This window comes from Coleofasciculus sp. E2-BRE-01, assembly GCF_040221695.1.
Classification (GTDB): Bacteria; Cyanobacteriota; Cyanobacteriia; order Cyanobacteriales; family Coleofasciculaceae; genus Coleofasciculus.
In genome coordinates this window covers 1-25,529 of sequence record NZ_JAVKEA010000045.1, presented here as the reverse complement: position 1 = coordinate 25,529, position 25,529 = coordinate 1, and the positions used below count along the sequence as shown (strand labels likewise).

Sequence of the window (25,529 nt, the reverse complement as noted above, 5' to 3'; positions counted from 1 at the left end):
TGGAAAGTATCATGGTGCCGCTACTAGATTACACCATTGATGGGATGAGTGAAATAGTTGCTTTACAGTTTGATACTTTCGCCGCAAAGGAAAAGCCGGATTTATTTTTTTCTGTGTTAACTTATGGGTATTTGCATCGAAGCCGCTTGAGTTCCCAGTTGCTGAATCATGACTCAACTCAATCCTCTGAAATCTAACCAATTTTGGTTATTGGGTATCGCCACAGGTTTAATCACACTGCATTTCACGTTAGTATCGAGAAGCAATAATAATAACCTATTCAGCGCTAGCCTCCTGTTTGGGGGCGTGGTTTTAGGGTTGCTGTGGATGAAGCGCGATAAAATAACCTGGCACAGCAGTCCATTATCCAGTAGTTTGGCAGGTTTGCTGATAGCCGGGATTCTGTTTAAAAGTACAAACGTAGTTGACGATGACGTTTTTCTGCCACTTTTCCCGTTGATGTCAGGATTGGCGTTAGCGTTACTAGCATCTGGGTTTAAGGGCTTAAAACAATACAATCAAGAATGGCTACTACTGGGGTTTATTGCAGTTCCTTGGAGACAATTGGTTTATCCAGTTCTTAACTTATCCTTGTTAACCGCTAAGTTTGCCAGTGGTTTTCTCTGGCTATTGGGCTTTGAGGTTAAGCGTGAAGGGGTTATTGTTAGTTTACCTACGGGGAGTATTGAAGTTTACAATGGCTGTGCTGGTTTAAAGCTTATGGTTCAGCTTTTAGGCATTGCCTTGATTTTTTTAGTCCTTGTGCCAACGGGATTAAAACAGAAGGTTTTACTACCCATTTTTGCCGTTTTTATCGGTTTTGTGATTAACGGGATGCGGGTAGCGCTGATGGCGGTACTTATCGCCCTATCAGAGCAAGAGGCATTTGCTTACTGGCATTTGGGACAGGGTTCTTTACTATTTTCGCTGATTGCAGTATTGATTTTTGGTTTAGTCTGCCATAAGGTTGCAGGGGGTAAATATCCTTACTTTTTATAACATCTCTTCTATCGACACACACCACTCTGCCCTCAAATTATTGGCTCCACGAGAGATTACTTTATGTCTTTTGCAGGGCGATCGCGCTTTTTCTAATCGGTGGATAGTTGCATCCCTATTCCACGAGTCGTCTGTTTGGGATCAGGGACAATATGCATTAAACAGTTTTTTTGTCAAATCTGCCTCGAAATGAATCTAGGCAATTAGGTTATGCAACATAGTTGTAGTATTTGGAATTTGCCGACACGAGACAGAAAAAAATAACGCATTATCAGGCGTTGAAGCGTTTATTGTTGAAAATTGGCACTAAAATAAACCCAATACAGGATTTACAGAACATCATACTACATTCTCAAACCCCGATCAAATCAGGATTTACCCGCGACATTTTCGGGTAGTCCTAAATCCGTTTTGCTTTAGAATATTAAAACACAAACGTCAATAGGAAAAGTTTTATTTATCTAATCGTACTGTGTCAGCATTCAGCTAAAGCTGATTGCAAGGTTTGAGACTTGGGTTGAAACCCAAGGCGGTTGGTGAGAGGCTGATACCGAGTTGCGCTCAAACAGATAGGAAAAGCAGGGGAAGCTGGGGGAGCTGGGGAAGCTGGGGAAGCTGGGGAAGCTGGGGGAGGGAAAGTTATATCGTTGAATGCAACTTGGTATGATCAAAGAATTCATGCAGCGTATCGAAAAAGGGAAATGCCTCATCGTCGTGATTAGCGATCGCTATCTCAAATCCCCTAACTGTATGTATGAATTGGTACAGATTGTTAACAATGGCGAATTCGACAACAGAATATTCCCGATTGTCCTCCACTTGTAGGGGCGGGTTTAGGGACTCAATTAATCGGGAAACCGATAACTTATCAACGAAACCCGCCCTGATTAAATTGGCTGGGGAATTTTCGGGCGCACGTCTATGCGCCCCTACGAACGGATTTTTATGATTACCTTCTTTAACGGCTTGATCCCAAAGACAACTATCAATAACAGCAGGGTAAAGAGATTGCCGATAATCTGATCCGGTTCCGGTACACTAGCGGTGTTTCCACTCGATGGTGTATCTGTTCCTTGATTATCCATTCCTTCAGGAGTCTCAACGGGTACATCGACTTTTTTACCATCCTTGCTATCGACTCGGATTTCTTCGGTAACCGCTACAAATGACGTATATTTGGACATCAAGCGATAATTGAGTGCTGTATCCGTCACCGCTTCAACTACCTCTGGCGTTTCACGACCATACATTTGATTCATTAATGCCTTAATCCGCGCCCGTCCCCACAGTTGCGCGATCGCACCATTCCCGCGTACCTCGTCAAAGTCTACATCTAAGGTGGTTTCGTAGGGTTGACCCCCTGCCACAATTCCGCTAATCTTAAGTTTGCCATTCGTGCGATCGCCTTTGCGTCCAAATACGACTAAGGGCTGATTGGCAAATAAATCCCGTACCTTTTGGGGATAGAATTCTGGTGCGTTTCCTGTTCCTTCCCAACTGACTTGGATATTCGTCAAGACGGGATTATTAATCTCTTGGAAAAACTCCTGGGCGACAACCTCCGCCGATTCATTCGGGGGAACCACTTCAGCGGTTCCGCGCCCCAATTCCGCTAACCGTTCAATTAAAAAGCGATTCGTCGAAGATCCCACGCCAAAACTATACAAGCGATTTCCTGGCTTGAGGCGATCGCGAATTTCAGCGATAATTTGTTCATCATCGCCAATTAATCCATCGGTTAATAATACAACACTTCGCAACCGTCCCGCAGGTGCAGCCGGGAAATTCAATACGGTGTCAATCCCATTCATTAACTCAGTTCCGCCATTGGCATCGAGGCGATTAATATAGTTGAGGGCTTTTTTGCGGTTCTGGGGTGTATTCGCTAACGGTTTATCCGATAACTGAGTCGTACTATTGGCAAAATCAATAATCGTAAACGTATCCTGGGGATTCAATCCCTGAATAAACTGGCGCATCAATTCCTTGGATTGGACAATGGGGGAACCGGATTGTGATCCAGAGGTATCGACGAGGAAAACAACATCCTTGGGAACAATTTCATTCTGTTGATACTCAATCGCCGGGATTAAATAGGTGGCGAAATGACCCCCCCGTTCATCGGCTTGAGTTAAGACAGTGGCTTGCGTATCTGCACCTGCGACTTGATAGCGTAAAATTAAGTCTTTATTCGGAATCGTCTCTTGATCTGCTAGTTCTACCCGTACCGTGGAACTCGTCTGTTGTGTCGTAACCGGATGAGAGGGCGATCGCACATTACTGATAGGTACACCTGCATCAATTTCGACGGTCACATCAATATCATGACCGGATCGTCCTGGCGGTGCGATCGGGGGATTAACCTGCGCTGCATAAGCCACGTTTGTCATCAGCGCTTGGTTTGTAGTCAGCGCTTTAGCGCTGCTGGCACTAAAGTGCTTACTACCAACAGAGTTTGTCATCAGCGCTTGGTTTGTAGTCGGCGCTTTAGCGCTACCAACACTATTCCCAGCCGTATATCGCGGCGCGACTACCATCGGAAACGCAAACTCATAATCCCCGCCCTCAAATTTCAGGCTATCGGTATAGCGAATCGTTACCTGAATACTTTCCCCCGGTTTAATATTCGCCAGCGACTGAGTAAACACATTCGCCCGTTCTTGTTCTAATAACCCCGCCGTTTTCCCTGCTTTTTTTGCTTTCTCATAAATTTGCTTGGCTTCCTGGCGTTTCTTAATCACGCCGCGAATAATCCGATCATCCAGTTTAATTTCCATATCATCCACCGCCGCTTCATCGGGGAGGGGGAATTTATAGACGGCTTCTAAGGGATGATCAAAGGGATTGGTAAAGGTTTGGGTAACTTCCACCCGCGACACATTCCCAGTAATTTTTGTGGCGACTTGGGTATGTTCTAAAGGAAATACCTGCTGTTGTCCATTAACGGTGGCGAAAAGTCCCCCCGTTTGACTCGGTGATGATGTCGGTGACTTCTCCTGAATTGGATTCGTGACAACCGGGTTACGGCGAGAAACCTGCTGGGTTACAGGTGATACTAGATACCGCATTCCGGCAAATCCCATAATCAATACCGTACTCGCCACCAACCATTGTGTTCCCTTGCTTCCACGCCGAGAAGGGTTTAAATCCTTTAATACCGCCTCCGCCGACTGATAGCGTCGTTTAGTCGCACTTTGCAGCAGGGTATTCAGAATCTTTGCTAAGGGTTTACTGATTGACCTGTTCGCGTTTAAATAATCCTGCCATACCCAAGCATCTTCATGACTATCAAATAAATCAAAGGGCGGTATTTGCGTCAGCAGGTGAATACAGGTAACGCCTAAACTGTATAAATCACTGGCAAAAACCGCTTTTCCGCGCACCTGTTCCGGCGCAGTGTAGGCGGCTGAACCAATCACCGTTCCGGTGCGTTCCAGAATGGTTTCTGTGGCAAATTTTGCCGCACCAAAATCCACTAACACCAGATTCCCATAACCGGGACGACGAATAATATTTTCCGGTTTAATATCCCGGTGAATGACCTGATGACTATGGATAAACTGGAGAACAGGTAATAAATCGCGCAACAGCAGGCGGATTTTTAATTCACTGAAGGATCCAACGCTTGCGAGTTCAGCAGCTAGGTTTTGTCCGTGGATAAATTCTTGAACTAAATACTGACGCTTGTCTTGGCTAAAATAATCTAATAATTGGGGAATTTGGGAATGATGTCCCAGGGTTTTTAAGCGTTGGGCTTCTTGTTCAAATAGTTCGGCAGCTTTTTCCTGATTCGTGGTGCTTGAGTGTTGGGGGAAAAACTGCTTAATCGCACAGTCGGGGTGATTGGGATTGGATTCATCCACGCCGCGAAAGGTTCTGCCAAAGCCACCTTGTCCCAAGGGATGAATTGCCCGATAGCGATCGGATAATAGTAACTCTGAACCGCAACTGTGACAACTGACGGCATCTCGCGGATTCTCTGGATGCTGACAATCGGGGTTCAAGCAATAGCACTGATAGGGATGAGAGGCAGTGCTGTTTTCAGGGTTAGCGGTGGTCATGGCATCCAGTTCCCAGTTCTCTAAGTCCTTGAGGTTATTCTAGCTGGTGAAAATGGAAAAAGGGGAATTGTAAATTACTGTTGCAATAATTAGAGTTCCTCAAAGGATGCCTCAATATCTCCATTATGCTCTTTGAGAACTGCGATCGCGTCCTGGGCTGGATCATCATTGGGTAATATGGTTTGATAGGAATTCAGTTCCGAGGGGGTGAGTTGAGTATTCATAATGTCTACACAGGCTCAATCAGGGGCGCAACGCTAATTCTGATAATATAGGGAAATCATGATTTGGTATCGATTGTAGCCTTATACCAAATCCGGGTTAGCCACCCCCTTTATAATCTAGTCCGCGCAGGCGGACTACCCTTCGGGAAGGCTTCGCCTATGTTTGTGTAGCTGCGACTTCCTCCTCGCCATGGCAAAAATGGGGTTTCTACACCACGCCTCTAGTCGGCGATGCAAGTGTTTATAGCGCTAAAGCGCTTACTACGAACATAGCTATGCTACGCCTCTAGTCAGCGATGCAAGCGTTTATGGCGCTAAAGCGCAACTACGAACAATTATCAAAATTGTATGCTGAAAAGGGAGAGGATAGTACACCTCTATCCCAAAATGGTCACATCTGCGACCCCTGATTCGATTTTATGACTTAATCCCTTATCGCTGATCAGTTTAGCATCCTTATGGCATCCGCTCCTCATCTCCCGAATCAACCTTGGTGCTTCCACTCTCCCCAACTTAACGATATCCTCGATCGCACTCCGGTTACGGTGACGCTGGATACGCCTGTGGTTGAGGTTTTGGCGCGAATGAGTCAGGTGTATCCCCCTACTGATTCTCAGCAGAAAACGACAGAAAAGACGCCGGAACCCCAGCAGAATCCCTTACTATCTCCCTCTACTAGCTGTGTCTTAGTTACCCACAAAACCAAGCTTGTGGGTATCTTTACTGAACGGGATGTGGTGCGCTTAACGGCGCAGGGGCGCAATTTGGCGGGGGTGAGTATTCGTCAGGTGATGAGTCCCCCAGATTATCGCCTCAAATCGAGCGAGTTTCGAGATGTTTTTAGCATTCTGGGTATTCTTAAACAATATCAGATTCGTCATTTGCCTGTGGTGGATGATCAGGAACAATTGCTGGGTTTAATTACGCTTTCCACCCTGCGGGCGGTGATTGAACCCTCTCATTTGCTGAAACTGCGAACCGTGGATGAGGTGATGAATAGGACAGTGATTCAAGCGACTGTTGATACTTCGGTTCTCAAACTAGCACAGTTAATGGCACGACATCGGGTCAGTTGTGTGGTTATATGTCAAGACATTCCAGAAAAAAATTTACAAACACCATTAGGAATTGTCACCGAACGGGATATTGTTCAGTTTCAAGTCTTGGGCGTTAATCTGAGTGGATTACAGGCAAATGATGTGATGAGCCAACCCCTATTTTGCCTGCGTCCCCGGGATAATCTTTGGCACGCCCATCAGGAAATGCAGCGTCGCTATGTGCGGCGATTAGTCGTTACAGGTGACACAGGGGAATTGTTGGGAATTGTCACCCAAACACGGTTGCTGCAAGTTCTTGATCCGATGGAAATGTATGGTGTGATTGACCAACTCCAGCAAGTCATCGGTCAGTTAGAAGCGGAAAAGATTGACTTATTAGAAAGTCGCAATACTCAACTGGAAGAATTAGTCGAATCTCGTACCCATCAATTACAAAAACAGGCGGAACGGGAACATATTTTACGCTCGATTGCCCAACGGATTCGCTGCTTCCTGAAACTACCGGATATCTTCCAAGCCACCGTTCAGGAAGTGCGGCAACTCCTTCATTGCGATCGCGTCTTGGTTTATCAGTTTGCTGAGGATTGGAGTGGGGAGATTGTGGCGGAATCGGTGGGTGATTTTCCCTCAGTTATCGGATCACAAGTTCGTGATGCTTACTTTCAAGACACTAAAGGCGCTGACTATCTGAATGGGCGGCGTCAGGTGGCGCATAATATTTATCATCAAGGGTTAACTCCTTGCCATTTAGAACTCCTGGAACAGTTTCAAGTTAAAGCCATTCTCACCGTTCCCATTATTATTAACGAACAACTTTGGGGCTTATTAGTTGCCCATCAGTGTGCCGCCCCCCGCCAATGGCAACCCCAGGAATTAGACTTATTAGAACAACTTAGTGTACAAATCGCGATCGCGATTCAACAAGCCAATGCCTTTTCCCAATTACAAACCGAACTGGCGGAACGGCAAAAGGCAGAACAATTGGCAAAGGCGACGCAAGAACGACTGCATTATTTACTCTCGGCGAGTCCCACTGCTATTTACAGTCGCCAGTTTATTCCGCCTTATCAAACCACATTTATTAGTGATAATATTACCGCCCTGATTGGCTATACCCCCGCCGAAATCATGGAACAACCGGATTTTTGGTTAAATCATATTCATCCTCAAGACTTACCCACCGTTCTCACCGGATTTGCTCAACTGTTTCAACAGGGCTATTCGATTCAAGAATATCGGTTTAAACAGAAAGATGGAGAGTATCTTTGGCTACAAGATGATTGGAAACTGATTCGCAATGACCAAGGAATTCCCCAAGAAATCATTGGCGCATGGCTGGATATTTCCCATCGGGTACAGGCACAGGAACACGCCCAAACCAGTGAGAAACTGTTAGAGTTATTCTATGAATCTGCCCCCGTGGGTTTATGTATTACTGATGAACAATGGCGACTGGTACGGGTGAATCCCGCCTTCTGTCAACTCTTTGCTTATTCCCGTGATTATTTATTAGGACGATCCTTAACCGAATTTCTTGACCCCCATCATTCCGGTGAATGGCAAGTACGGCGTCATGATGGTAAATTTATTGATATTCAGGTTACCACTGGACCGATCATGCAGCAAGGGGAACGCTGTTTGCGGGTAACTACGGTTACCGATATTACCGAACGCAAAAAAGCCGAACAAGCGATTCAATCCATGGCGGGACAATTGTCTACGGTGATTGATACCGTGGGCGAAGGAATTACCTTGAGTAATAGTCAGGGAAAATTCCGTATCTTTAATCATCAAATGCAGCAAATTACGGGTTATACCCGCCAAGAGGCGAATCGTTGTGAGAATTTCATGGCGAAACTGTATCCTGATCCGCTTCTCTATCAGCAGGTGAAGCAATGGCAAAAAAGTCCCAGTAAGAAGCGCAAACTCCGCACCCTGGAAACAACATTTTGTGATAAGAACAGGGTTCAGAAAACTCTGCTAGTCTCCCATTCCATTATTCATCAAGATAATCAACTCTTCTTTTTAAGCGCCTATCGAGATATTAGCGATCGCAAACAAGCAGAAGAATCGCTGAAACACCTAAATGAAGCCCTAGAAAAGCGAGTACAGGAACGAACCACGGCGTTAGAAAAGACAGTGGAACACCTGCACCGAGAAATTAAGGAACGCCAGCAAACGGAATTAGCCCTGCAAGATTCTCATCGCAAGATTAATAATATATTAGAAAGTATTACCGAAGGCTTTTTTGCCCTGGATCAGGATTGGCGGTTTACCCACTTTAACTCCCTATTAGCCCCCTTAATTAATCGTCCCGCCGTCGATATGATTGGTCGATGTATCTGGGATGAATTTCCTGACGCCATTGGCACCCAATTTGAAACCATCTATCACCAAGCGGCGCGGGAACAAAAACCAATGGCGTTTGAGGAGTTGTATGCGTCGAACAATACCTGGTATGAAGTGCGAGTCTATCCCTCGGAAGAAGGGTTATCGATCTATTTTCGGGATATTAGCGATCGCAAAAAAGCAGAATTGGCGCTGCAAGAAAGTCAGCGATTTATTCAACGGATTGCGGATACGAATCCGAATGTGTTATATATTTATGATATTGTTGAACAACGCAATATCTATATTAACCGTTCCGTGGCTCAAGTGCTGGGTTATAGCCCGGAACAGATTCAGCAGATGGAATCCAAACTGTTTGAATCACTAATGCATCCTGATGATTTAGCTCAAGTTTTACGCCAGCATCAACGCTTTGATACCGCCAAAGATGGTGATATTATTGAATGTGAGTATCAGATGCGCCATGCGGATGGTCAATGGCGTTGGTTATATAGTTGGGATACAATTTTTACTCGTACATCTGAGGGGAAACCAAAACAGATTCTCGGTACAGCGTCAGATATTACGTCGCGCAAACAGGTAGAAGAAACCCTACGCCAACAGGTGGAACGAGAACGATTAATCAGTGCGATGTCTCGACGCATTCGCCAATCCCTAGACTTGGAGACAATTCTGACAACGACGGTTGAAGAAGTCCAACAATTACTAATGGCTGACCGAGTATTAGTGTATCAGCTTTTTGAAGATAATCGGGGACGGGCGATTGCGGAAGGGGTGGCGTCAGGATTTCCCCAGTTATTGAATAGTATCTTTTCTGCGGAAGCCTTTCCCAAAAGCTGTTATCAGAATTATGTTCAGGGACAAGTGTATGCGTTAGCCGATCGCGATCGCGAAGAGGTTCTACCTTGTATGATAAGCTTCATGGAGGAATACGCAATCCGGGCAAAACTGGTTGTCCCGATTGTACAACAGGATATCCTCTGGGGATTACTCATCGTCCATCAATGTTCCCATCCGCGAGAATGGCAAACCTGGGAAATAGAGTTACTGGTATCGTTAGCCACCCAACTCGCGATCGCGATTAAACAGTCTCAATTATACGAGCAATTGCGCCACAATAATGATATTTTAGCCACAACCAATGCGGAACTCGCCCACGCCACTCGGTTAAAAGACGAGTTTCTGGCAAATATGAGTCATGAATTGCGAACGCCGCTGAATGCGATTCTGGGGTTATCGGAAAGCTTACAAGAAGAAGTCTATGGAGAGATTACCCAAAAACAGCGCAAGTCTCTCGCCACGATTGAAAAAAGTGGTAGACATTTACTGGAGTTAATTAACGATATTCTTGATTTAGCCAAGATTGAATCCGGGAAGTTGGAGTTAAACCTGACAGCCGTTAGGATTAGCCAACTGTGTGATGCGAGTTTATCCTTGATTAAACCGCTAGCTTTAGATAAAAACATTACGTTGACGGATAATGTTACCGAGGGATTAGGGACGATTCTGGGCGATGAACGACGCTTGCAGCAAGTCTTAATTAATTTATTAAGTAACGCGGTAAAGTTTACCCCAGAAGGGGGACAGGTTATGGTGGAAATTTATAAGGAAGATGGGGGAGATGAGGGAGACAAGGAAGTAAACTCTACATTTAGTCAGGGCGGGTTTTGTTCAAACGTTACTATCAATAGCGAAACGAAAATCCCTAAACCCGCCCCTATAAACCATACCCTTGAGGGGCGTGAAGGGTTAACACTCAAAACTTCCCCAAATGAGATGCTTTATATCAGTGTCAGTGATACGGGAATTGGAATTGCTAAAGAACATCTGGAGAAACTCTTTCAATCTTTTGTCCAAATTGATAGTAGTTTATCCCGGCGTCATCAGGGAACAGGGTTAGGATTAGCGTTAGTAAGGCGGATTGTGGAATTACATGGAGGATGGGTAACCGTAGACAGTGAATTGGGGAAAGGAAGTTGTTTTACCGTGAGACTACCTTGGCGTTCTCATCCAGCGAATCACTCCATCAGTTACCCCGCAGAAAAGGCGACGCTAGGGTGTAGTGTATCAGACATTGAAGACACAACGTTACCGCGAACGACTCCTTTAATTTTATTAGCTGAAGACAACGAAGCCAACACCCAAACCTTATCCGATTATTTACAGGGAATCGGCTATGAAATGATCATGGCAAAAGATGGCAAAGAAGCCGTACAACTCAGCCAACGGCGCAAGCCTGATTTAATTTTAATGGATATTCAGATGCCAGAACTTGATGGGTTAAGCGCCACCCAACAAATTCGCGCCAACCCCCGTACTGCCAACATTCCAATTATTGCCATAACTGCATTGGCGATGTCAGGCGATCGCGAAAAATGTTTAGCCGCCGGTGTATCCTATTATATGACTAAACCTGTGAATTTGAAGAAGCTAGCAACGATTATCAATGCCTTACTCAATGGATAGGCATATATAAACTATGAATCATGAAATGTTACACCCTACACCATCTAACTCGGTGGGTTACTGCGAAAATGGAACCGCGCCTGAGAGATGGTTGGAAAAGTTGCGATGGCTTCGCTGATGCATTTTTTATCCCCCTCGCATCCCCCTTAAAAAGGGGGACTTTGATTGAGATTAAGCATGGTAGGTTGGGTTGACGTAAGGAAACCCAACAAAATCTAAGGTTAAGGTGTACCTATCGAATCAATTACCCCTAAGCTGTGGTAGAGGTATGGCGGTGCCATGCCCTATTCTCTCCAGCGAATCCCCCTATTGTCATTCCAGCTAATTACCATCAACGCCCCTTCCTTTTCATCGCTTTTATAAGGACTATTGAAACCGGATAAAGGATAAGTAAAACCATCCCAATCGGAATCGATAAAAAGATATACCAACCCGCAATAAACATCGAAGTCAGCGTCTCGCCGTAATCCTTACCATTAATAATACAAGGATTGGCAAATCCTTCATGAAGCCTACAGCCGAACCGATCCGCGATCAGACTGGCAATCAAAACACTCAGAATTGGAGAAATGCTGAACAAAAGTATTGCTGATACCACCACGACATGTTTAAGTACGCGCATCTGCCAAAAACTCAACTAACACTTTAAAAAATTAACCAACGTAAACACACCAGCCACAATAAACATGCCACCAAATGAGTAACCCAACCACCGATCATCTTGCCGAATTGTCAGCGATATCTGTTGAGTATTTTCAACAAAAGCATTAATCTGATTCGCTTTCTCTTGTTTTTTCCGTTCGCCCATACTGTACCCCTGAGTCAGCGGAATTCTATCCTCTTTGGTCAAGAGAATAACTCGGTAAGTATTATTAAGACTACGCCGTTTATGGCGACGCTGGACTTCAGCACCTTGAAGGTGCCCCGGAGGAATTAAGGTAATCGCTTGTCTGAGTAAATTAGCCGAGGTAAGCTGACAAGCAACCGGAGTAGATAGGGGGCGATCGCATTGTAGAATAACTAGATTGCCCCAAATAATGATAATTAATATGCCCACTAGAATCAGCGTGATACTCGATGAAAGTTGACTCTTTCCACCTCGTCGATTTATTCGCCTTGCCATTTAGCATTTACCCATTTTTAATCAAAGAAAGAGTGGTATCCTATCCAGTGCTAAGGAACCTTATAAGCTATAGTCCCCTCCTAAAAACCTAATTATGCATCAATTTAGCTGGATTATAGGCTAAGGTTCCCCTACGAACGAACACAAGACTACCCATCCTCCTCCCGCGCTTGCTGAAGTAAACAATAAATCGCTAAACCCGCCGCCGCAATTCCTACAAAAGCAGAATAGGTGTACAGAGTCACGACAAATGTACTCACTTCCAAGGTTTTTAGCAAAAGTTCAGAATGCTTCCTATTCATCACAATCGGGTTGAATGCTTTACTCTTCCATCAAACACCCCCGAATCCCAGGTTTAATCCCAATCCAAACCCGTGTTAACCACTTTGTCCCAAGTTAGTCCCAAGTTAGTCCCAGGGCGGATGATTGCCCTTGATATACTAAGAAAAAGATTGTGCGATCGCGCATGTCCAGAGGTACAAGGGTTCATCCCGACTATATCCCCAAGCTGAAACAAGCACTCAGGCGCAATGGCTTCCCGCGTCAGATTGACTTAGCTGAAGCCGTAGACGTATCGAAAAACACTGCATGGAACTTTCTCAACGGTAAACCAGTTGACCACTTAAACTTTGAGGAATTCTGTAATAAACTCGGCTATGATTGGCGAGAGGTTGCCGATTTGGGGGAAAATCCCGACACCCAAAATGTGCCAAATGTCAATCCCCATTTCCCATCTAACCCATCTGCTGTAGGGGCGGGTTTAGACGCTAACGCAGCAACATCAACCCCTAACACCCCAACAAAACCCGCCCTCACCCCTCCCCAAACCCGACTAATTACCAATCAAGGATTCCCCACAATCCCGGTATGGCAAGGGCGCGACGAACTTCTTACCCGATTAACCGCCAAACTCCGCCAACCGAATACTCCCTTAAAAGTATTAGCATTAATCGGACAAGGGGGAATCGGCAAAACCAGTTTAGCGGTGAAACTGTTAGAAGCGTTAGGAATTGAATTATCCAGCCGCACTCCAGTCACCGATTGTCCCTATCCGTTGGTGATATATTTTCAGGTACAACCGGGAACCAGTTTTGATGATGTAACCGAATTTCTGTTACGGGATGGATTCGGGATTGAGACAAGGGAAGGGTTACAGCGTACTGAGGAAAAGATTGCCAAAATTATTCAGGGATTCGCCCAACAACCCTGTTTATTCGTACTAGATAACCTGGAAACTATCTTACATCCCGCCAACCATCCCCAAGCCAGACAAGCCATGTCCCCAGAGTGGGGTCAATTCCTCAATGCTTTAGTTTATCAACAGCATCAGTGCCAAACCATTATAACCAGTCGAGACATCCCGGCTGATTTCACTGATCCGCGTTATGAGAATACAGAACCGGATTCAGAATTAGTGCATCTCGAAACAGTGACGGGTGTGGCGACAAAGGCGGGGGTAGAAATTCTGCGCCAGCGTCATTTACGGGATAAAATAGCCGATTTGCAGTGGGTATCAGCCAAAGTTGAGGGACACGTTTTTCTATTAACCCAACTGGCGGCGGTAGGGAAAGGGAAACCGGGGTATCTGCGGAAGCATCCAGAGTTGGTGACGAAAAAGGCTGAACCAATTCTGCGAGAACAATTGATGCGACAAAGTGAAGCGGCGCGAGATTTACTGCGTCGAATGTGTGTGTTGCGGGTGGGGATTGATTGTCAGGGGTTAACCTTTTTGCGATTATATCAAGAGAATGATTTCCGGTTTGATTATGCCACAGTCATGGAAGAACCCGTGGAGTTTACTGAAGAGGAGATTGGCGAAACTGAGGCGATTATTGGGCAATTAGTGGATAGTAGTTTAGTCCAGAGTCGCTATGATGAGGAAAACTGTGAAGTCTTGTATGATTTACATCGGGTGATTGTCGAGTTTCTGCAAGTGGACTATCAGCAGGAACTCCCCCAACTGATGGAAACCGTCTATAAATTTTACTGCACAGAAAAACAGGTAGACAATCCCAAAACTCTAGAGGACTTATCTCCTGTCTTGGAAGCTGAGTATTTTGCGTTTCAGTTGGGGAATTACAGCGAAGCGTTTACTTTGCTGAATAATACTCTAAAGGAATACCTCCAACCTTGGGGATACTGGAGTTTATTAAAAGACTTGTATGAGCAACTCTTACCTCATGTTGAGGATGAGACTAAATGTCGAATTTGTCTACAAGTGATTGGTATTGTCCATCGGGATTGGGGAAATTGGCATAAGGCTGAGGAGTATTTTCGGAAGTCCCTAGTCAATGCTCAAGATCAAGACAACAAAAAAGGTATCGCGTCTTCTTTGGGATTGTTGGCAGATATAGAGCGAAATCGCGGCAACTGGGAGCAAGCCCAACGCTTTTATCAGCAATCTGACGACGTTGTGCTTCAATCAATAAATCTCTGTCTTGGGAAAACATGACCCGCCTCAGTTCCATCGCCCGATCTAGTAAAATATCATCGGGTGTGTTCCGTCGGTCATCATCCTGAACCGTTAAAACATCCACCCCACGCCGACGCAACCCTTCACTAATCGCTTTATGCACATGTTCGTCCATATAGAACGCTACAGTCACACCAGTAATCCTCTTGCTCTCAATTTAGCCGCCACAGGAGAGACTCCAGCTTCCTTTTTTACCTGTTTTGCCCAGCGCAGGCTTTCCTCTATTTCAGTATCAATGGCTTGTTTATGATCCCAATAGTAAGCCAATGCTGAGTAAATTTGGCTCATCGACAAGTAGGGATGCTGAACCTGCAATTCATCTGCACTCCAACCGTAAGCCATTTGTGCCATGACTAACTCAATAACTTTCATCGTTGTCCCTGTCAGGATAGGCGCACCTTGATCATTAAGCTGGATGTACTTATATTCAGTGGTTGTTGCCATGGGTTTAATCGGTTCAACGTATTTATTTATCCTATCGTTATCGCTGGTTAAATTCTATTTGTTACCCCAGTAGTTTTGTTCCCTTAGTTAGGGCGCACGTCGGTGCGCCCCCTACGAGATTGTGGTATTGTTATCCTCGTTAACGGGATGCGATCGCGCTGAAGCGCAACTACGAACGGTTTTGTTCGGGTAGCTGTGGTTTTTAACCGCCCAGCTAACGTCTCAACTCCCCTAAAAATATTGGCATTAATCGGACAACGAGGCTACACCGGTTCCCAACACTCGCTCCGCAGTAGGCGAATTTGGGCTAATGCTAGGATAGTGGGAATAATCCGACCATAATTTGTCGCGATCACCCGCCAGCCTAAGTCGGCGAAGAAATAGCCCCACAATACGGGTCCAACGAAAGCAAATAAGGTGCGAGTTGCCCCATAACGCGCTGCATTCGCTGCCATTCCCCGCTTCGCGGTTTGCAGCACCAGGTAATTCTGAAACTGAGTCGCTGCTGCTGCACCTCCCTGAACCGCCGCTTGTTTTGCCACTTGATAACGGGCAAAATGGATGGCAAACTGACGCGCTACCTGTTTAAGAATAATCGGCTTGACAATCGAAGACACAGCTAACGCCGAACCCCCTTTAATCAACAAATCCATCGGGTTGTGCTGGATATGTGCGGGTAACGGTTGGGATTGATTCGACTGGGCTAATGAGCGCTGTACCCGCACAGTAAGCGATTTTTGTTCCGCTGGGGGTAATTTTTTCCAAGCGCGACTCATCAGATTAAGAAATATTTCTGCTTCCAGATCGGTGGTGGATAGTTTTTTGGAATAAGGAATTTTCAGGTAACGGCACACCTGAATCAGCGCTTGTCGGTACGTGAAGTCATTCGTGCGTCCCTTAAGCACAGTCATCCCATCGGCGGCTAAAAAGCGAAACCGTTGCTCTAGAGTATCCAACCACACCTGCCGATCTTGACTTTGAACGTCGATAGGTTCAGGGGTTTGCAGATAGTCTAGGGGATTAAACTGACGACGGAACAAAATTTGTGTCAGTTGTTGTAATTCGTCTTCCGTTGCCAGTTCTAAGGCGCTTCTGAGTTCATCCAATGGTATTCCCTCCAACCCCTATAAGCCCTACTGTTCTCTATTCTACCTGTATACTAACTACCAACCGGACAGGAGAATCTGTAGTGTTTGATATTGCGATTATCGGTGCAGGTATGGCAGGACTAACCTGCGCTCAACAATTGTACCAAGCTGGATATCGAGTCGTTGTCTTAGAAAAGTCTCGTGGCGTCGGTGGGCGAGTGGCAACTCGGCGGATTCAGGGAACCCCTGTGGATCATGGTGTGCCGTTTCTAGAGGCGAAGGGCAAGTTATCCCAGCAACTGATTCAGACATTGTGCGATCGCGGCATTCTTCACCTGTGGACGGATAATCAAGATGAGTTTGAATGTCCCTCTCCTCGGTATGTCGCCCCCACAGGTATGACAGCTATTGCCAAATATCTAGCTCAGGATTTAGATATCCGCTTCTCCTGCCGCGTCTGTGCGATCGCGCCTACTCCTGAACAAACCTGGCAGATTACCTATCATACACCTGAGAAAACTGACAACAACTTAACCGCCGCCGCCGTGGTTATGGCGATTCCCGCCCCCCAAGCGTTAACAGTGCTGGAACCCCTAAAGAAAGAATTCCCCTCTAATTTATTAGAGAGTCTACGGGCAGTGGAATTTAACCCCTGTTTGAGTGTCATGGCAGGTTATTCTAATCCCCAACAACCGCCATTAACGTCAGGCTCGATCAACTGTTCACCCGATGATAATTTAGCCTGGATTGGTGTAGATAGCAGCAAACGGTCTAATTCGACTTCATTAATATGTGTGTTGCATAGTACGGCTGAGTTTGCTCAACATTATCTAGAGGCTGCCGATTTACAGGAAGCGGGTCAACAGTTACTCACTCATGGGGCGCAATTGCTCGTTCCTTGGCTCAAGACTCCGGATTGGTTCCAAATCCATCGCTGGCGCTATGCCTTTCCCAGAACTCCCGCCGATAAAGATTGTCTGGTGACAACTACACCCTTACCCCTTGTGTGTTGTGGCGATTGGTGTGGGAATAATTTAATTGAAAGTGCGATGAAGTCTGGATTAGCCGCAGCCGTTAAGATAAATCAACAATTGCGGCAACTTTCCTTACCCGATCAAGTCATAAGTTTTGTCGGGGTGGGTTTGATTACTATCCTTTCTTGTTGCACCCAGATATGACTAAACCTGCCCAGTGGCGTCAGGGCGGGTTTCCGAGAAAAACATCATGAAATTTTCTCTCGGTGAAAATAAATTCATTGGGTATTTATACCCTGAATAAATTCTTCATAAAAGCTTTATATGCAATTGACGAAAATTATATTAAATTAAATAAAAGAGAGAGCAAAGACAACTCAAGTACATAAAGCCTTCATCTATCCGATGAACTTTAAACGGCTCCAATGAATTGCTCTTTAAGATCAGGTGCGCTACAACTTCATACTCCTTTCGGGGTTGGAGCCGTTAATTCATAAACAGGGGTAATCTGCAAAACCGTTGAAAACGGCTGATACACCTTGAGTATCACCACAAACGCAGGTAACTTTTAGAGGGAACTACCAATGACAACCAGTGCAACTGCCATCAAATTCATTCTTACACCCGTAGCACTTTCAGCAGCAGTATTTGCAACCTTGACTCTACCCCTCAATCTATTCGGTTCTAAGCCAGTGACGGTTCAAGTTCAAGAAGAACCGCTTTTTTTTGGTGAATTGAAAGACTTTGCCCCTCAGTATCTAGGGGTAGCGGGTTTACTGAGCGCAGGGGTGGGACTCACAAGTGTAGCCATGATGGGGTGGCAACAGTCAAATCGGAAATCGGCTGTCGTTGAACAAAAACTTGCCCAATTAACCCAGACTTTAGACGAAAAGCAAAAACTGCTCGATAACATCAGAAGCTCACAATCTCAGTTAGATGCGTCTGGGCTACAAAACTGGTTGGGTAAACAGGCGACAGAATTAACCAGTACCACAGTAAATCAAGACACTCAGACACCTGCACCCGTAAACGCGATGGAGCAAGACACTCCAGAGATAGAAGAAGTATCGTTGCAAACCGCATTAGAGGAACAGATATCGTCGCAAGCGAATTCAGCACCAGTAGATGTGATTGAGGCGCAGCCGCAGATGGAACCGCAGGTTATTAGCGAGCAACCGATTACCTCTGCTCAAGTCAACTCGATGCAAGCACTAGCCGCATCCTTAGCCTCAGCTCAAGCTGTCTTCGGTAATACCCCAGCCCAAGATGCACAACCGTCATCGCCAACAACCTCAGAAGTTGAGAGAATAGACCATCAACTCGAACAAATGATGGCACAGATTGTATCCATGCGACAGGCGCTACAGTCAAATCAGTATACTGTTCAAAATACGGTTGAGGAAGATAGCGAACGGCATCACGGTTTAAAGTTAGTCAGTTAGCTTATCCGGCGAGAAGCCCCACGCTCTAATCTTCGATTGAGCGTGGGATTCTTCGCCAGTCTATTATTGACAACTTGCTTTTCGCCAGCTACTATTAACGGATGGATAAATTGTTTTTGTGTTTCATCTACTGGCGCTGTGAAAGCTGGTAACTTGACAGCAAAAGCTCAACTCCATAACTAAAGTTTCTCTTGCGATAAGCAAGAAGTGGGGCTGGGCGTATTCCCCACTATAAAATGCTGGAAGCGTCGTTCTCTAGGGCGGCGACAAAGGAAGCCTACAACCGTACCCGTAGGGTCGGTGTAGGAGGACGTCACGAAAAAAGGGAAATGGCGTAGCACAAATAATATAGTGGATAACGCTTATATCCCAACACTGTAGGGGCGCACCGACGTGCGCCCGATTTAATTAGCGTGGCGGTTGCTATAGAATATAGGGCTAAGGTTCCCTACTACAAGCCTACCGCAGCTTAGGGATAATTGATTCGGTAGGGACACGATACCATCGTGTCCTAATTTATAGAAGTCGCTGAGTAGCAAATTCTAACGCCTCGTCACGAGTCGAAACTTTGCCTTCAATCCTGGCAATTTGAATCTCTGTTAGTAACTCGCCAATTTGAGGACTCGGTGGTAACTTTAACTGTTGCATCAAATCATGACCCTTGACTAAGGGAGTCGGATGAGCGACTTGATCCTCTGGGTTTAAATAACGATTGATTAAGGGAGCGATTGACTCAACCAATACCCCTTCTGCAACCGCTAGAACTGCTAAAGCGGGAAAAACTGACCCGACAGCTTGAAAGAAAAAATACTGCTCTCTTAAACTCATGGGCGAGGTGACATGAGATAAAAGTTGGGGTAAGTATTGAATCATAATCAACACTGCCCGAATTTCGGCACGGCTGTATTTTAACTGTAAAAGTTGGGCTTCTGCTGGTTCAACCTCAGAGGGTAATACGTTCGTCAATTTTGCTAAACTTAACCACGATAAGGACTTGCCACTCACCGGAGTTTTCAGTGGGCTGGCTAATGTCTGCCATGTTTGAGCCAGTACACTCGCGGCGTTATCCGTTGCAGCGATTTGGGTGAAGTTATCAGCCTTTGTATCAGGAAACCAATGGTGAAGTAATTGATCCTGCCAAGCAGCGGTAAGCCAAGGTGTTCCTTGCGGAGATTGTAGCAGGTAGTTTAATTCAACTTGTACTCGTTCGGCAGCTATTTTTGCCAGTAAGGGAGCCAATTGACGAATTGTTGATTGAGTCGTGGATTCTATCGTAAAACCCAGTTGAGCGGCTTGGCGATAAGCCCGCAGTAATCGTAAGGGATCATCCTGGAGATTGTCTGGGGATACCATGCGGATAATTCCAGCATGACAATCGGCTACACCCTGCAACGGATCAATAATTTGCTGGGTCTGGGGATTATACGCGATCGCATTAATGGTAAAATCACGTCGATACAGGTCAGTCTCTAGGGTTTCCCCTTCCTGTTGAGCGATGTCAACGGTGGCGGTATCAAAAACAACTCTAGCAATCTGTCGCGCTTCATCCAGCACCACAAACCCAGCTTTGTAATGACTTGCCAGCTTACGAGCGACTTTCACCGCGTCATGGGGAACCACAAAGTCCAAATCCAAATAGTCAGCCTGTCGTCTCAGCAACGCATCTCGTACCGCACCACCGACTAAGCAGGCTTGAGGCGGTAGCCACTCTAGGCTGAAGGGAAACCTTTCAGGAGACAGAACCGATAAGTCAGAATTCATCGTGAGTAACGAATACTGGGGGACAAAGGACGAATAACATCAGACAAATCCAAAAAATCCATCGAAATAGTGGTCAATCTAGGGCTGGTCTAAGTTAGGCTAACAAAAAGGACTTGGAGTTTGGGCAATGTGTATTTGCGTTAACTGCCACTATGTAGACCGATGCACCACCTATAATGCGGTGGAAACCCAGCATCAGCAACCCCATCTGACAGAAACGCCAGATTTTGAGCCGATTGAACCAACCATCAATGTCAACATCCGTCCTCAAGCGGATTTTGTCGAGATGGAATGGGATGTCGTAGGATGTAACAGCTTTAAGGAAGAAATGGGCAAATGGGCAAAACTGCGTCCAGGTGAGTTGGTGCCAACTTAAAGAGTTGTATCAAAACAACTTCGCTTTTGACATAGTGGAATCAATTTTACGGTTAAATCAATTGGGCGCAAGTCTTTGCGCCCCTACAGTATCATGCCACTACACCTCACCTCATCCCATACCTTGTCTCAACCGATAACCTTAGGGCATGAGTCCCGTTCGAGTTGACACAATTTGCCAAAATACGTGAAAATGTGATAGGTGATAAATTTTTGTAAAGGGTTTACTGGATGTCTTTTGAGCTGTTATCACTGGAGACAATCCAGGAACTGGCACATCAGTACGGCTATTGGGTTATTTTCTCTGGGATTGCTTTGGAAAATACTGGAGTTCCCCTCCCTGGCGAAACCATTACTCTGGTCGGTGGTTTCTTAGCTGGAAGTGGTGAACTCAATTATTGGTTTGTGCTGGCAAGTGCCATTACTGGAGCTGTTCTGGGTGATAATTGTGGATATTGGATTGGCAAAATAGGCGGTTGGTCATTCTTATTGCGATTAGGACGGTTCTTTCGCATTCCAGAACCCCAACTTGTAGAAGTCAAACGGCAGTTTAGTGAAAATGCCGCTAGAGCGGTGTTTTTTGGGCGATTTGTGGCACTCCTACGCATCTTTGCTGGACCGATGGCAGGAATTGCAGAAATGCCCTACTCTCAATTTTTCTTGTGTAACCTAGCGGGGGCTGCTGTGTGGGCATCCGTTATGGTTAGTTTATCCTTCTTTGTGGGACGGATTATTCCCCTAGAAACCTTAGTCTCTTGGATGGCGAAATTTGGCATCGCGGTACTACTGCTGGTGATTGCTTGGATAGGAGTTTCTATGTGGTTGGAGTCCCGTAAAATCAAAGATGTATCAATTAGCGATCAACCATCAGAGTGACGATTACCGTTAAGCCGCCAACTCTCTCCTTATTGATGTGATTAGAAAAAATTATTAATCCGTCTAAACTCTTAGAAGGAGTGTAAGAGCTGAGTTTGGCGCTTAAGCGGGTTTACTTATCCTTAAGATTTTATTAATTAAAAATCTCTCCTCTTCAGCCACTCAATTCCCCTAGATTCAAAATATTCAGCAATTTTACTGAAGCCATTTGCGACAAATGGCTGATGAAATATATCCCTAGGGATGAATAACAATTAAAGACAAGACTGTATAACAAAACCATGGAAAAGCCTGTGAAGATCAATCTAAGTGGAAAAGACCTCAGTGGCAAGGATCTAACGGCGGCTAACCTGCGGGGTGCTATCCTCGAAAGGACTGACCTGAATGGCGCTGACTTGAGTGAAGCAGACTTACGGGGCGCTAATCTCAATGGTGCTGACCTCAGCTTAGCTAACCTCAGCTACGCCAAATTGACCCGCGCCCAACTCAGGGGTGCTGAATTGCTAGCGGCTGATTTAATCGGTGCTGATCTCAGGGGTGCAGATTTGAGAAATGCAGACCTTAAGGGTGCTGATTTAACGGATGCTGATTTAAGAGGTACTGATTTGAGGGGGGTCAAATTGAGCCGAGTTAACCTCAGAGGTGCTGATTTGAGGGGAGCAAAGTTGAGTAAAGTCTATTTAATGGACGCTAATGTAAGAGGGATAAAGCTGGTAAGCTAACCGCTCTGTTGAACAAAGATTTTAGATTTTAGTGACTTCAAAATGCTAAAATCTAAAATTCGTTGTCTTGTTGCTTAACTTACCTGTTCCCAAATCTCAACCATGATTAAAACGGTTGGTTACTGGGTTTTGAGTTGTCTCACGGCGCTAGTTGTTTGGCTAGTCTTTTCGTTTCCTAGCACGAGTCAACCGCATCCCTCAGGAACGGTGAGGATGGTACTAGCCAACGGGGATAGGGGCGCTGTTGTGTCTTTGGCAAACTCCACAAGAGAGCGATCGCGAAATAATAGTGATACGACTCTACCGTTGAACGACACGTCCTCATCCTTAACCTTACGGGTGATTACGAAGGTTTTTGAGCCATTTGTAATCTATGACAATGGCAACTATAGCGGATTTAGTATTGAACTGTGGGACAAGCTTGCCGAACAAATGGGGGTAAGCTACCAATTACAGGGCGTGGATACCATTGGTCAACTCTTAGAGGAAATAGAACAGGAGATGGCTGATGTCGCGATCGCGGGTGTGACGATTACGTCTGAGCGAGAGGAGGCGATCGATTTTTCCTACCCCTATTTTGAATCCGGGTTGCAAATTATGGTGTCTGCTCAGAACCGTAGCCTCCTCGGTACTCTTTTCCCAGGAATTTTGAGCATTTTATTGACACCAGCCTTTTATTATGCAATAGGATTTTTTGTCCTCTGTTTATTGATCGCGGCTCATCTGATTTGGTTCGTGGAACGCCATCATAACGACGAGTTTCCCCAATCTTACCTACCCGGTATTTGGGAATCCTTCTGGTGGGCGGCGGTAACAGTGACAACCGTGGGTTATGGGGATAAAACCCCCAAAAAGGCATTAGGACGGTTATTTGCCTTATTTTGGATGTGTGCAGGCTATTTCATCTTTGCCTACTTCACCGCCAGTATTACCACTAGCTTCACATTGCAAGGATTGCGCGGCGCGATCGCAACGCCTGCGGATTTGCATCATGTGCGAGTGGCTACAGTGGAAAAAAGTGCGGCTCAAGAGTATCTACGGGATAATCGAGTGGCATCCATTTTGTTTAAAACCCTGCCAGAGGCTTATCAAGCCCTAGAGGATGAACGAGTGGATGCTGTGGTTTATGATGCACCTGCCCTACAGAATTATGCGACATCTGAAGGGCAAGGCAAGGTTAAGTTGATTGAGCCGACATTTCAACAACAAAATTATGGGATTGCTCTACCTGAAGGGAGCATCTGGCGGGAAGCTATTAATTTGACATTGTTAAAGTTGATGGAAGATGGGACATACCAAGGGTTGTACCAAGAGTGGTTTGGTATGTCCACACAATAAGCTGTCATGCATTTAAATTGGGTATTAGTAGCGAGCAAGATGCAAAGCCTGCGGCATGGCTTCGCTTAACGCACTACCATCCTTTCGTCATTATTGACATTAAGGTTTAAATGCCGAACAGCTTAGTATGAATGCTGAACTTCAATGGATTCTTGTTATTGCAGATTACGGCAAGTGATAAAATATACGGATTAAGAACGGCGAACTCACCAGTATCGCAATCTCTAAAACAGCGATTGTCCACCAGCGGATTTCTTGATAACTCATTCGCATTTTCTCAATTCAATTTACCCAATCTCCCTCAGGGAAATAGTCTTAAGCTAATCAGAGTTTGTTGAGAAAGACTATCAATTTATTTGGGTATGTTCCTTTTTACAGAGGCGACGACTGGTTTCAGTAGCGTGTGTGTAAAGAGTGCGTGAGAAATCAGTAAAGATAGAGTGAAAAGGAGTTTGGGGGAGATGGGGGAGATGGGGAAGCTGGGGGAGATGGGGGAGATGGGGAAGCTGGGGGAGCTGGGGGAGCTGGGGGAGATGGGGAAGCCAATTGCTTGTACAGTGATCAATAGCCTCTGTGATTTAAACATTCTCATGAAACGTTGGATTGTCAGTTTATTCGGTATCGTGCTAGTGCTGGTATGCTCTGGATTGTGGATAACGCCATCAGTGATGGCACAAGCCCAAATCCCTGATTTAACCCAGGCTCAGATTGAGCGGCTCAACGAATTGCGGCAAAAAGCGTTTACGGCGACACAACTGGGTGAGTTTGCCACGGCTGAAGCGTATTGGACACAACTGATTGAACTTTTACCCAATAATCCCGTAGGCTGGAGTAATCGGGGAAATGCCAGAGTCAGTCAGAATAAATTAGACCAAGCGATCGCAGATTTTAATCAATCGATTCAGTTAGCGCCTAACGCCCCTGATCCGTATTTGAACCGGGGGACAGCGTATGAAGGAAAGGGAGAATGGCAAAAGGCGATCGCAGATTATCAGCAGGTATTGCAGATTAACCCCGATGACGCGATGGCGTACAACAACCTGGGAAACGCTAACGCCGGAAAGGAGGAATGGGAAGCCGCGATCGCGTATTACCAGAAAGCCGTCGATTTATCCCCGGATTTTGCCTTCGCCCGGGCAAACCACGCCCTCGCCCTTTATCAAATTGGCAAGAAAAAAGAGGCAATCCTGGAACTCCGCAAGCTAATCCGCAAATATCCCCAATTTCCCGATGTCCGCGCCGCACTCACCGCCGCCTTATGGGTTAACGGGAATCAAGGAGAAGCCGAGAGTAACTGGGTGGCTGCTATTGGGTTAGATCAGCGCTATAAAGACATCGATTGGGTGGAAAATATCCGCCGTTGGCCCCCCGCGATGGTGATGGCGTTGGAGAAGTTTTTACAGTTGGAATACTAAAATTTCACCAACCGCCTTGGGTTTTAACCCAAGGCTAAAAGCTCAAGTTGTCTAAAGACAACTGGATAATATTTTTCTTATAATACCCATAATATATTGGCGTGGCACAGCTAAAATTGTGGGATATATTTTACGATTGAATCGGGCGCACGTCTGTGCGCCCCTACGGTTTTGGGGCTAATGGTTAATTCATCAAATAACGAGAGCTGAAAACTTAACTCGTATTGGGAATGGCTTGAATTCTTGAGTGCGCGATCGCTAAAATCTCTTGATATGGACAAGAACTGGATATGGCAATAACAATTCTTCTCACACTAACAATAATTATCGCTCCTAACTTA

General features: G+C 45.6%; 20 protein-coding genes and 1 pseudogene. 12 read left to right on the top strand and 9 right to left on the bottom strand.

The window, feature by feature from the left end:
* The first annotated feature begins 11 nt into the window (after nt 1-11).
* The 3 genes from RIG66_RS05075 to RIG66_RS05065 all read left to right on the top strand — a co-directional run bounded on the left by RIG66_RS05075 (nt 12) and on the right by RIG66_RS05065 (nt 1,824).
* Nucleotides 12-197 carry a hypothetical protein gene (locus tag RIG66_RS05075; RefSeq protein WP_446375810.1) on the top strand — a complete coding sequence of 62 codons (186 nt, stop codon included), beginning with the start codon at nt 12-14 and terminating at the stop codon, nt 195-197.
* A complete protein-coding gene (crtA, locus tag RIG66_RS05070) occupies nt 169-999 on the top strand; it encodes a cyanoexosortase A (protein WP_446375808.1) in 831 nt (276 codons plus the stop codon). Before RIG66_RS05075 ends, crtA begins: the two co-directional genes overlap by 29 nt.
* A gap of 651 nt (nt 1,000-1,650) precedes the next feature.
* A complete protein-coding gene (locus RIG66_RS05065) occupies nt 1,651-1,824 on the top strand; it encodes a toll/interleukin-1 receptor domain-containing protein (RefSeq protein WP_446375806.1) in 174 nt (57 codons plus the stop codon).
* Between the two features lie 104 nt (nt 1,825-1,928).
* Here the strand turns inward: RIG66_RS05065 and RIG66_RS05060 are convergent, their stop codons facing one another.
* Together RIG66_RS05060 and RIG66_RS05055 are read right to left on the bottom strand one after the other, a co-directional pair.
* The gene (locus tag RIG66_RS05060) at nt 1,929-5,060 is read right to left on the bottom strand and encodes a protein kinase domain-containing protein (protein WP_446375804.1); all 3,132 of its coding nucleotides are present in this window, start codon (nt 5,058-5,060) and stop codon (nt 1,929-1,931) included.
* A gap of 89 nt (nt 5,061-5,149) precedes the next feature.
* Nucleotides 5,150-5,284: a hypothetical protein gene (locus RIG66_RS05055; RefSeq protein WP_446375802.1), complete on the bottom strand. Its 135-nt coding sequence runs from the start codon at nt 5,282-5,284 to the stop codon at nt 5,150-5,152.
* 458 nt (nt 5,285-5,742) lie between these two features.
* Here RIG66_RS05055 and RIG66_RS05050 point away from each other — a divergent pair, with 458 nt between their 5' ends.
* Nucleotides 5,743-11,157 carry a PAS domain S-box protein gene (locus RIG66_RS05050; RefSeq protein ID WP_446375800.1) on the top strand — a complete coding sequence of 1,805 codons (5,415 nt, stop codon included), beginning with the start codon at nt 5,743-5,745 and terminating at the stop codon, nt 11,155-11,157.
* 331 nt (nt 11,158-11,488) lie between these two features.
* Here RIG66_RS05050 and RIG66_RS05045 read toward each other — a convergent pair whose 3' ends face one another.
* The 3 genes from RIG66_RS05045 to RIG66_RS05035 all read right to left on the bottom strand — a co-directional run bounded on the left by RIG66_RS05045 (nt 11,489) and on the right by RIG66_RS05035 (nt 12,582).
* A complete protein-coding gene (locus tag RIG66_RS05045) occupies nt 11,489-11,779 on the bottom strand; it encodes a hypothetical protein (RefSeq protein ID WP_446375798.1) in 291 nt (96 codons plus the stop codon).
* A gap of 15 nt (nt 11,780-11,794) precedes the next feature.
* The gene (locus RIG66_RS05040; RefSeq protein WP_446375796.1) at nt 11,795-12,280 is read right to left on the bottom strand and encodes a hypothetical protein; all 486 of its coding nucleotides are present in this window, start codon (nt 12,278-12,280) and stop codon (nt 11,795-11,797) included.
* Between the two features lie 149 nt (nt 12,281-12,429).
* Nucleotides 12,430-12,582: a hypothetical protein gene (locus RIG66_RS05035; RefSeq protein ID WP_446375794.1), complete on the bottom strand. Its 153-nt coding sequence runs from the start codon at nt 12,580-12,582 to the stop codon at nt 12,430-12,432.
* Nucleotides 12,583-12,746: 164 nt separating this feature from the next.
* Between RIG66_RS05035 and RIG66_RS05030 the strand changes: the two genes are divergently transcribed.
* Nucleotides 12,747-14,732, top strand: a complete 1,986-nt coding sequence (locus tag RIG66_RS05030) for a tetratricopeptide repeat protein (protein ID WP_446375792.1) — start codon at nt 12,747-12,749, stop codon at nt 14,730-14,732.
* A 37-nt stretch (nt 14,733-14,769) separates the two neighbouring features.
* Here the strand turns inward: RIG66_RS05030 and RIG66_RS05025 are convergent.
* The 3 genes and pseudogenes from RIG66_RS05025 to RIG66_RS05015 form a co-directional block, all read right to left on the bottom strand.
* Nucleotides 14,770-14,868, bottom strand: a pseudogene (locus tag RIG66_RS05025) (DUF5615 family PIN-like protein); the annotation flags it as partial.
* Between the two features lie 14 nt (nt 14,869-14,882).
* Entirely contained in the window at nt 14,883-15,197 is a 315-nt protein-coding gene (locus RIG66_RS05020) for a DUF433 domain-containing protein (protein ID WP_446375790.1), read from the bottom strand.
* Nucleotides 15,198-15,460: 263 nt separating this feature from the next.
* Entirely contained in the window at nt 15,461-16,303 is an 843-nt protein-coding gene (locus RIG66_RS05015) for a YaaW family protein (protein WP_446375788.1), read from the bottom strand.
* An 83-nt stretch (nt 16,304-16,386) separates the two neighbouring features.
* Here RIG66_RS05015 and RIG66_RS05010 point away from each other — a divergent pair, with 83 nt between their 5' ends.
* The gene (locus RIG66_RS05010; RefSeq protein ID WP_446375786.1) at nt 16,387-17,463 is read left to right on the top strand and encodes an NAD(P)/FAD-dependent oxidoreductase; all 1,077 of its coding nucleotides are present in this window, start codon (nt 16,387-16,389) and stop codon (nt 17,461-17,463) included.
* Nucleotides 17,464-17,843: 380 nt separating this feature from the next.
* Nucleotides 17,844-18,701, top strand: coding sequence for a hypothetical protein (locus RIG66_RS05005; protein ID WP_446375784.1), 858 nt, complete (start codon nt 17,844-17,846; stop codon nt 18,699-18,701).
* A gap of 516 nt (nt 18,702-19,217) precedes the next feature.
* Here the strand turns inward: RIG66_RS05005 and RIG66_RS05000 are convergent.
* Nucleotides 19,218-20,462 carry a CCA tRNA nucleotidyltransferase gene (locus tag RIG66_RS05000; protein ID WP_446375782.1) on the bottom strand — a complete coding sequence of 415 codons (1,245 nt, stop codon included), beginning with the start codon at nt 20,460-20,462 and terminating at the stop codon, nt 19,218-19,220.
* A 127-nt stretch (nt 20,463-20,589) separates the two neighbouring features.
* On the opposite strand from RIG66_RS05000, the gene RIG66_RS04995 reads away from it, so the two are divergent.
* The 5 genes from RIG66_RS04995 to RIG66_RS04975 all read left to right on the top strand — a co-directional run bounded on the left by RIG66_RS04995 (nt 20,590) and on the right by RIG66_RS04975 (nt 25,188).
* Nucleotides 20,590-20,838: a Ycf34 family protein gene (locus tag RIG66_RS04995; RefSeq protein WP_006098751.1), complete on the top strand. Its 249-nt coding sequence runs from the start codon at nt 20,590-20,592 to the stop codon at nt 20,836-20,838.
* 230 nt (nt 20,839-21,068) lie between these two features.
* Entirely contained in the window at nt 21,069-21,713 is a 645-nt protein-coding gene (locus RIG66_RS04990; RefSeq protein ID WP_446375780.1) for a DedA family protein, read from the top strand.
* 293 nt (nt 21,714-22,006) lie between these two features.
* On the top strand, nt 22,007-22,435 hold the full coding sequence (locus tag RIG66_RS04985) for a pentapeptide repeat-containing protein (RefSeq protein WP_446343817.1): 429 nt from the start codon (nt 22,007-22,009) through the stop codon (nt 22,433-22,435).
* Nucleotides 22,436-22,537: 102 nt separating this feature from the next.
* On the top strand, nt 22,538-23,773 hold the full coding sequence (locus RIG66_RS04980) for a transporter substrate-binding domain-containing protein (RefSeq protein WP_446375778.1): 1,236 nt from the start codon (nt 22,538-22,540) through the stop codon (nt 23,771-23,773).
* A gap of 590 nt (nt 23,774-24,363) precedes the next feature.
* A complete protein-coding gene (locus RIG66_RS04975; protein ID WP_446375867.1) occupies nt 24,364-25,188 on the top strand; it encodes a tetratricopeptide repeat protein in 825 nt (274 codons plus the stop codon).
* Nucleotides 25,189-25,529 lie beyond the last annotated feature (341 nt).

Coding starts and splice junctions, on each gene's coding strand:
- RIG66_RS05075 (WP_446375810.1), top strand. CDS start 12: ATGGTGCCGCTACTAGATTACACCATTGATGGGATGAGTGAAATAGTT.
- crtA (WP_446375808.1), top strand. CDS start 169: ATGACTCAACTCAATCCTCTGAAATCTAACCAATTTTGGTTATTGGGT.
- RIG66_RS05065 (WP_446375806.1), top strand. CDS start 1,651: ATGCAACTTGGTATGATCAAAGAATTCATGCAGCGTATCGAAAAAGGG.
- RIG66_RS05060 (WP_446375804.1), bottom strand. CDS start 5,060: ATGACCACCGCTAACCCTGAAAACAGCACTGCCTCTCATCCCTATCAG.
- RIG66_RS05055 (WP_446375802.1), bottom strand. CDS start 5,284: ATGAATACTCAACTCACCCCCTCGGAACTGAATTCCTATCAAACCATA.
- RIG66_RS05050 (WP_446375800.1), top strand. CDS start 5,743: ATGGCATCCGCTCCTCATCTCCCGAATCAACCTTGGTGCTTCCACTCT.
- RIG66_RS05045 (WP_446375798.1), bottom strand. CDS start 11,779: ATGCGCGTACTTAAACATGTCGTGGTGGTATCAGCAATACTTTTGTTC.
- RIG66_RS05040 (WP_446375796.1), bottom strand. CDS start 12,280: ATGGCAAGGCGAATAAATCGACGAGGTGGAAAGAGTCAACTTTCATCG.
- RIG66_RS05035 (WP_446375794.1), bottom strand. CDS start 12,582: ATGAATAGGAAGCATTCTGAACTTTTGCTAAAAACCTTGGAAGTGAGT.
- RIG66_RS05030 (WP_446375792.1), top strand. CDS start 12,747: ATGTCCAGAGGTACAAGGGTTCATCCCGACTATATCCCCAAGCTGAAA.
- RIG66_RS05020 (WP_446375790.1), bottom strand. CDS start 15,197: ATGGCAACAACCACTGAATATAAGTACATCCAGCTTAATGATCAAGGT.
- RIG66_RS05005 (WP_446375784.1), top strand. CDS start 17,844: ATGACAACCAGTGCAACTGCCATCAAATTCATTCTTACACCCGTAGCA.
- RIG66_RS05000 (WP_446375782.1), bottom strand. CDS start 20,462: ATGAATTCTGACTTATCGGTTCTGTCTCCTGAAAGGTTTCCCTTCAGC.
- RIG66_RS04995 (WP_006098751.1), top strand. CDS start 20,590: ATGTGTATTTGCGTTAACTGCCACTATGTAGACCGATGCACCACCTAT.
- RIG66_RS04990 (WP_446375780.1), top strand. CDS start 21,069: ATGTCTTTTGAGCTGTTATCACTGGAGACAATCCAGGAACTGGCACAT.
- RIG66_RS04980 (WP_446375778.1), top strand. CDS start 22,538: ATGATTAAAACGGTTGGTTACTGGGTTTTGAGTTGTCTCACGGCGCTA.
- RIG66_RS04975 (WP_446375867.1), top strand. CDS start 24,364: ATGAAACGTTGGATTGTCAGTTTATTCGGTATCGTGCTAGTGCTGGTA.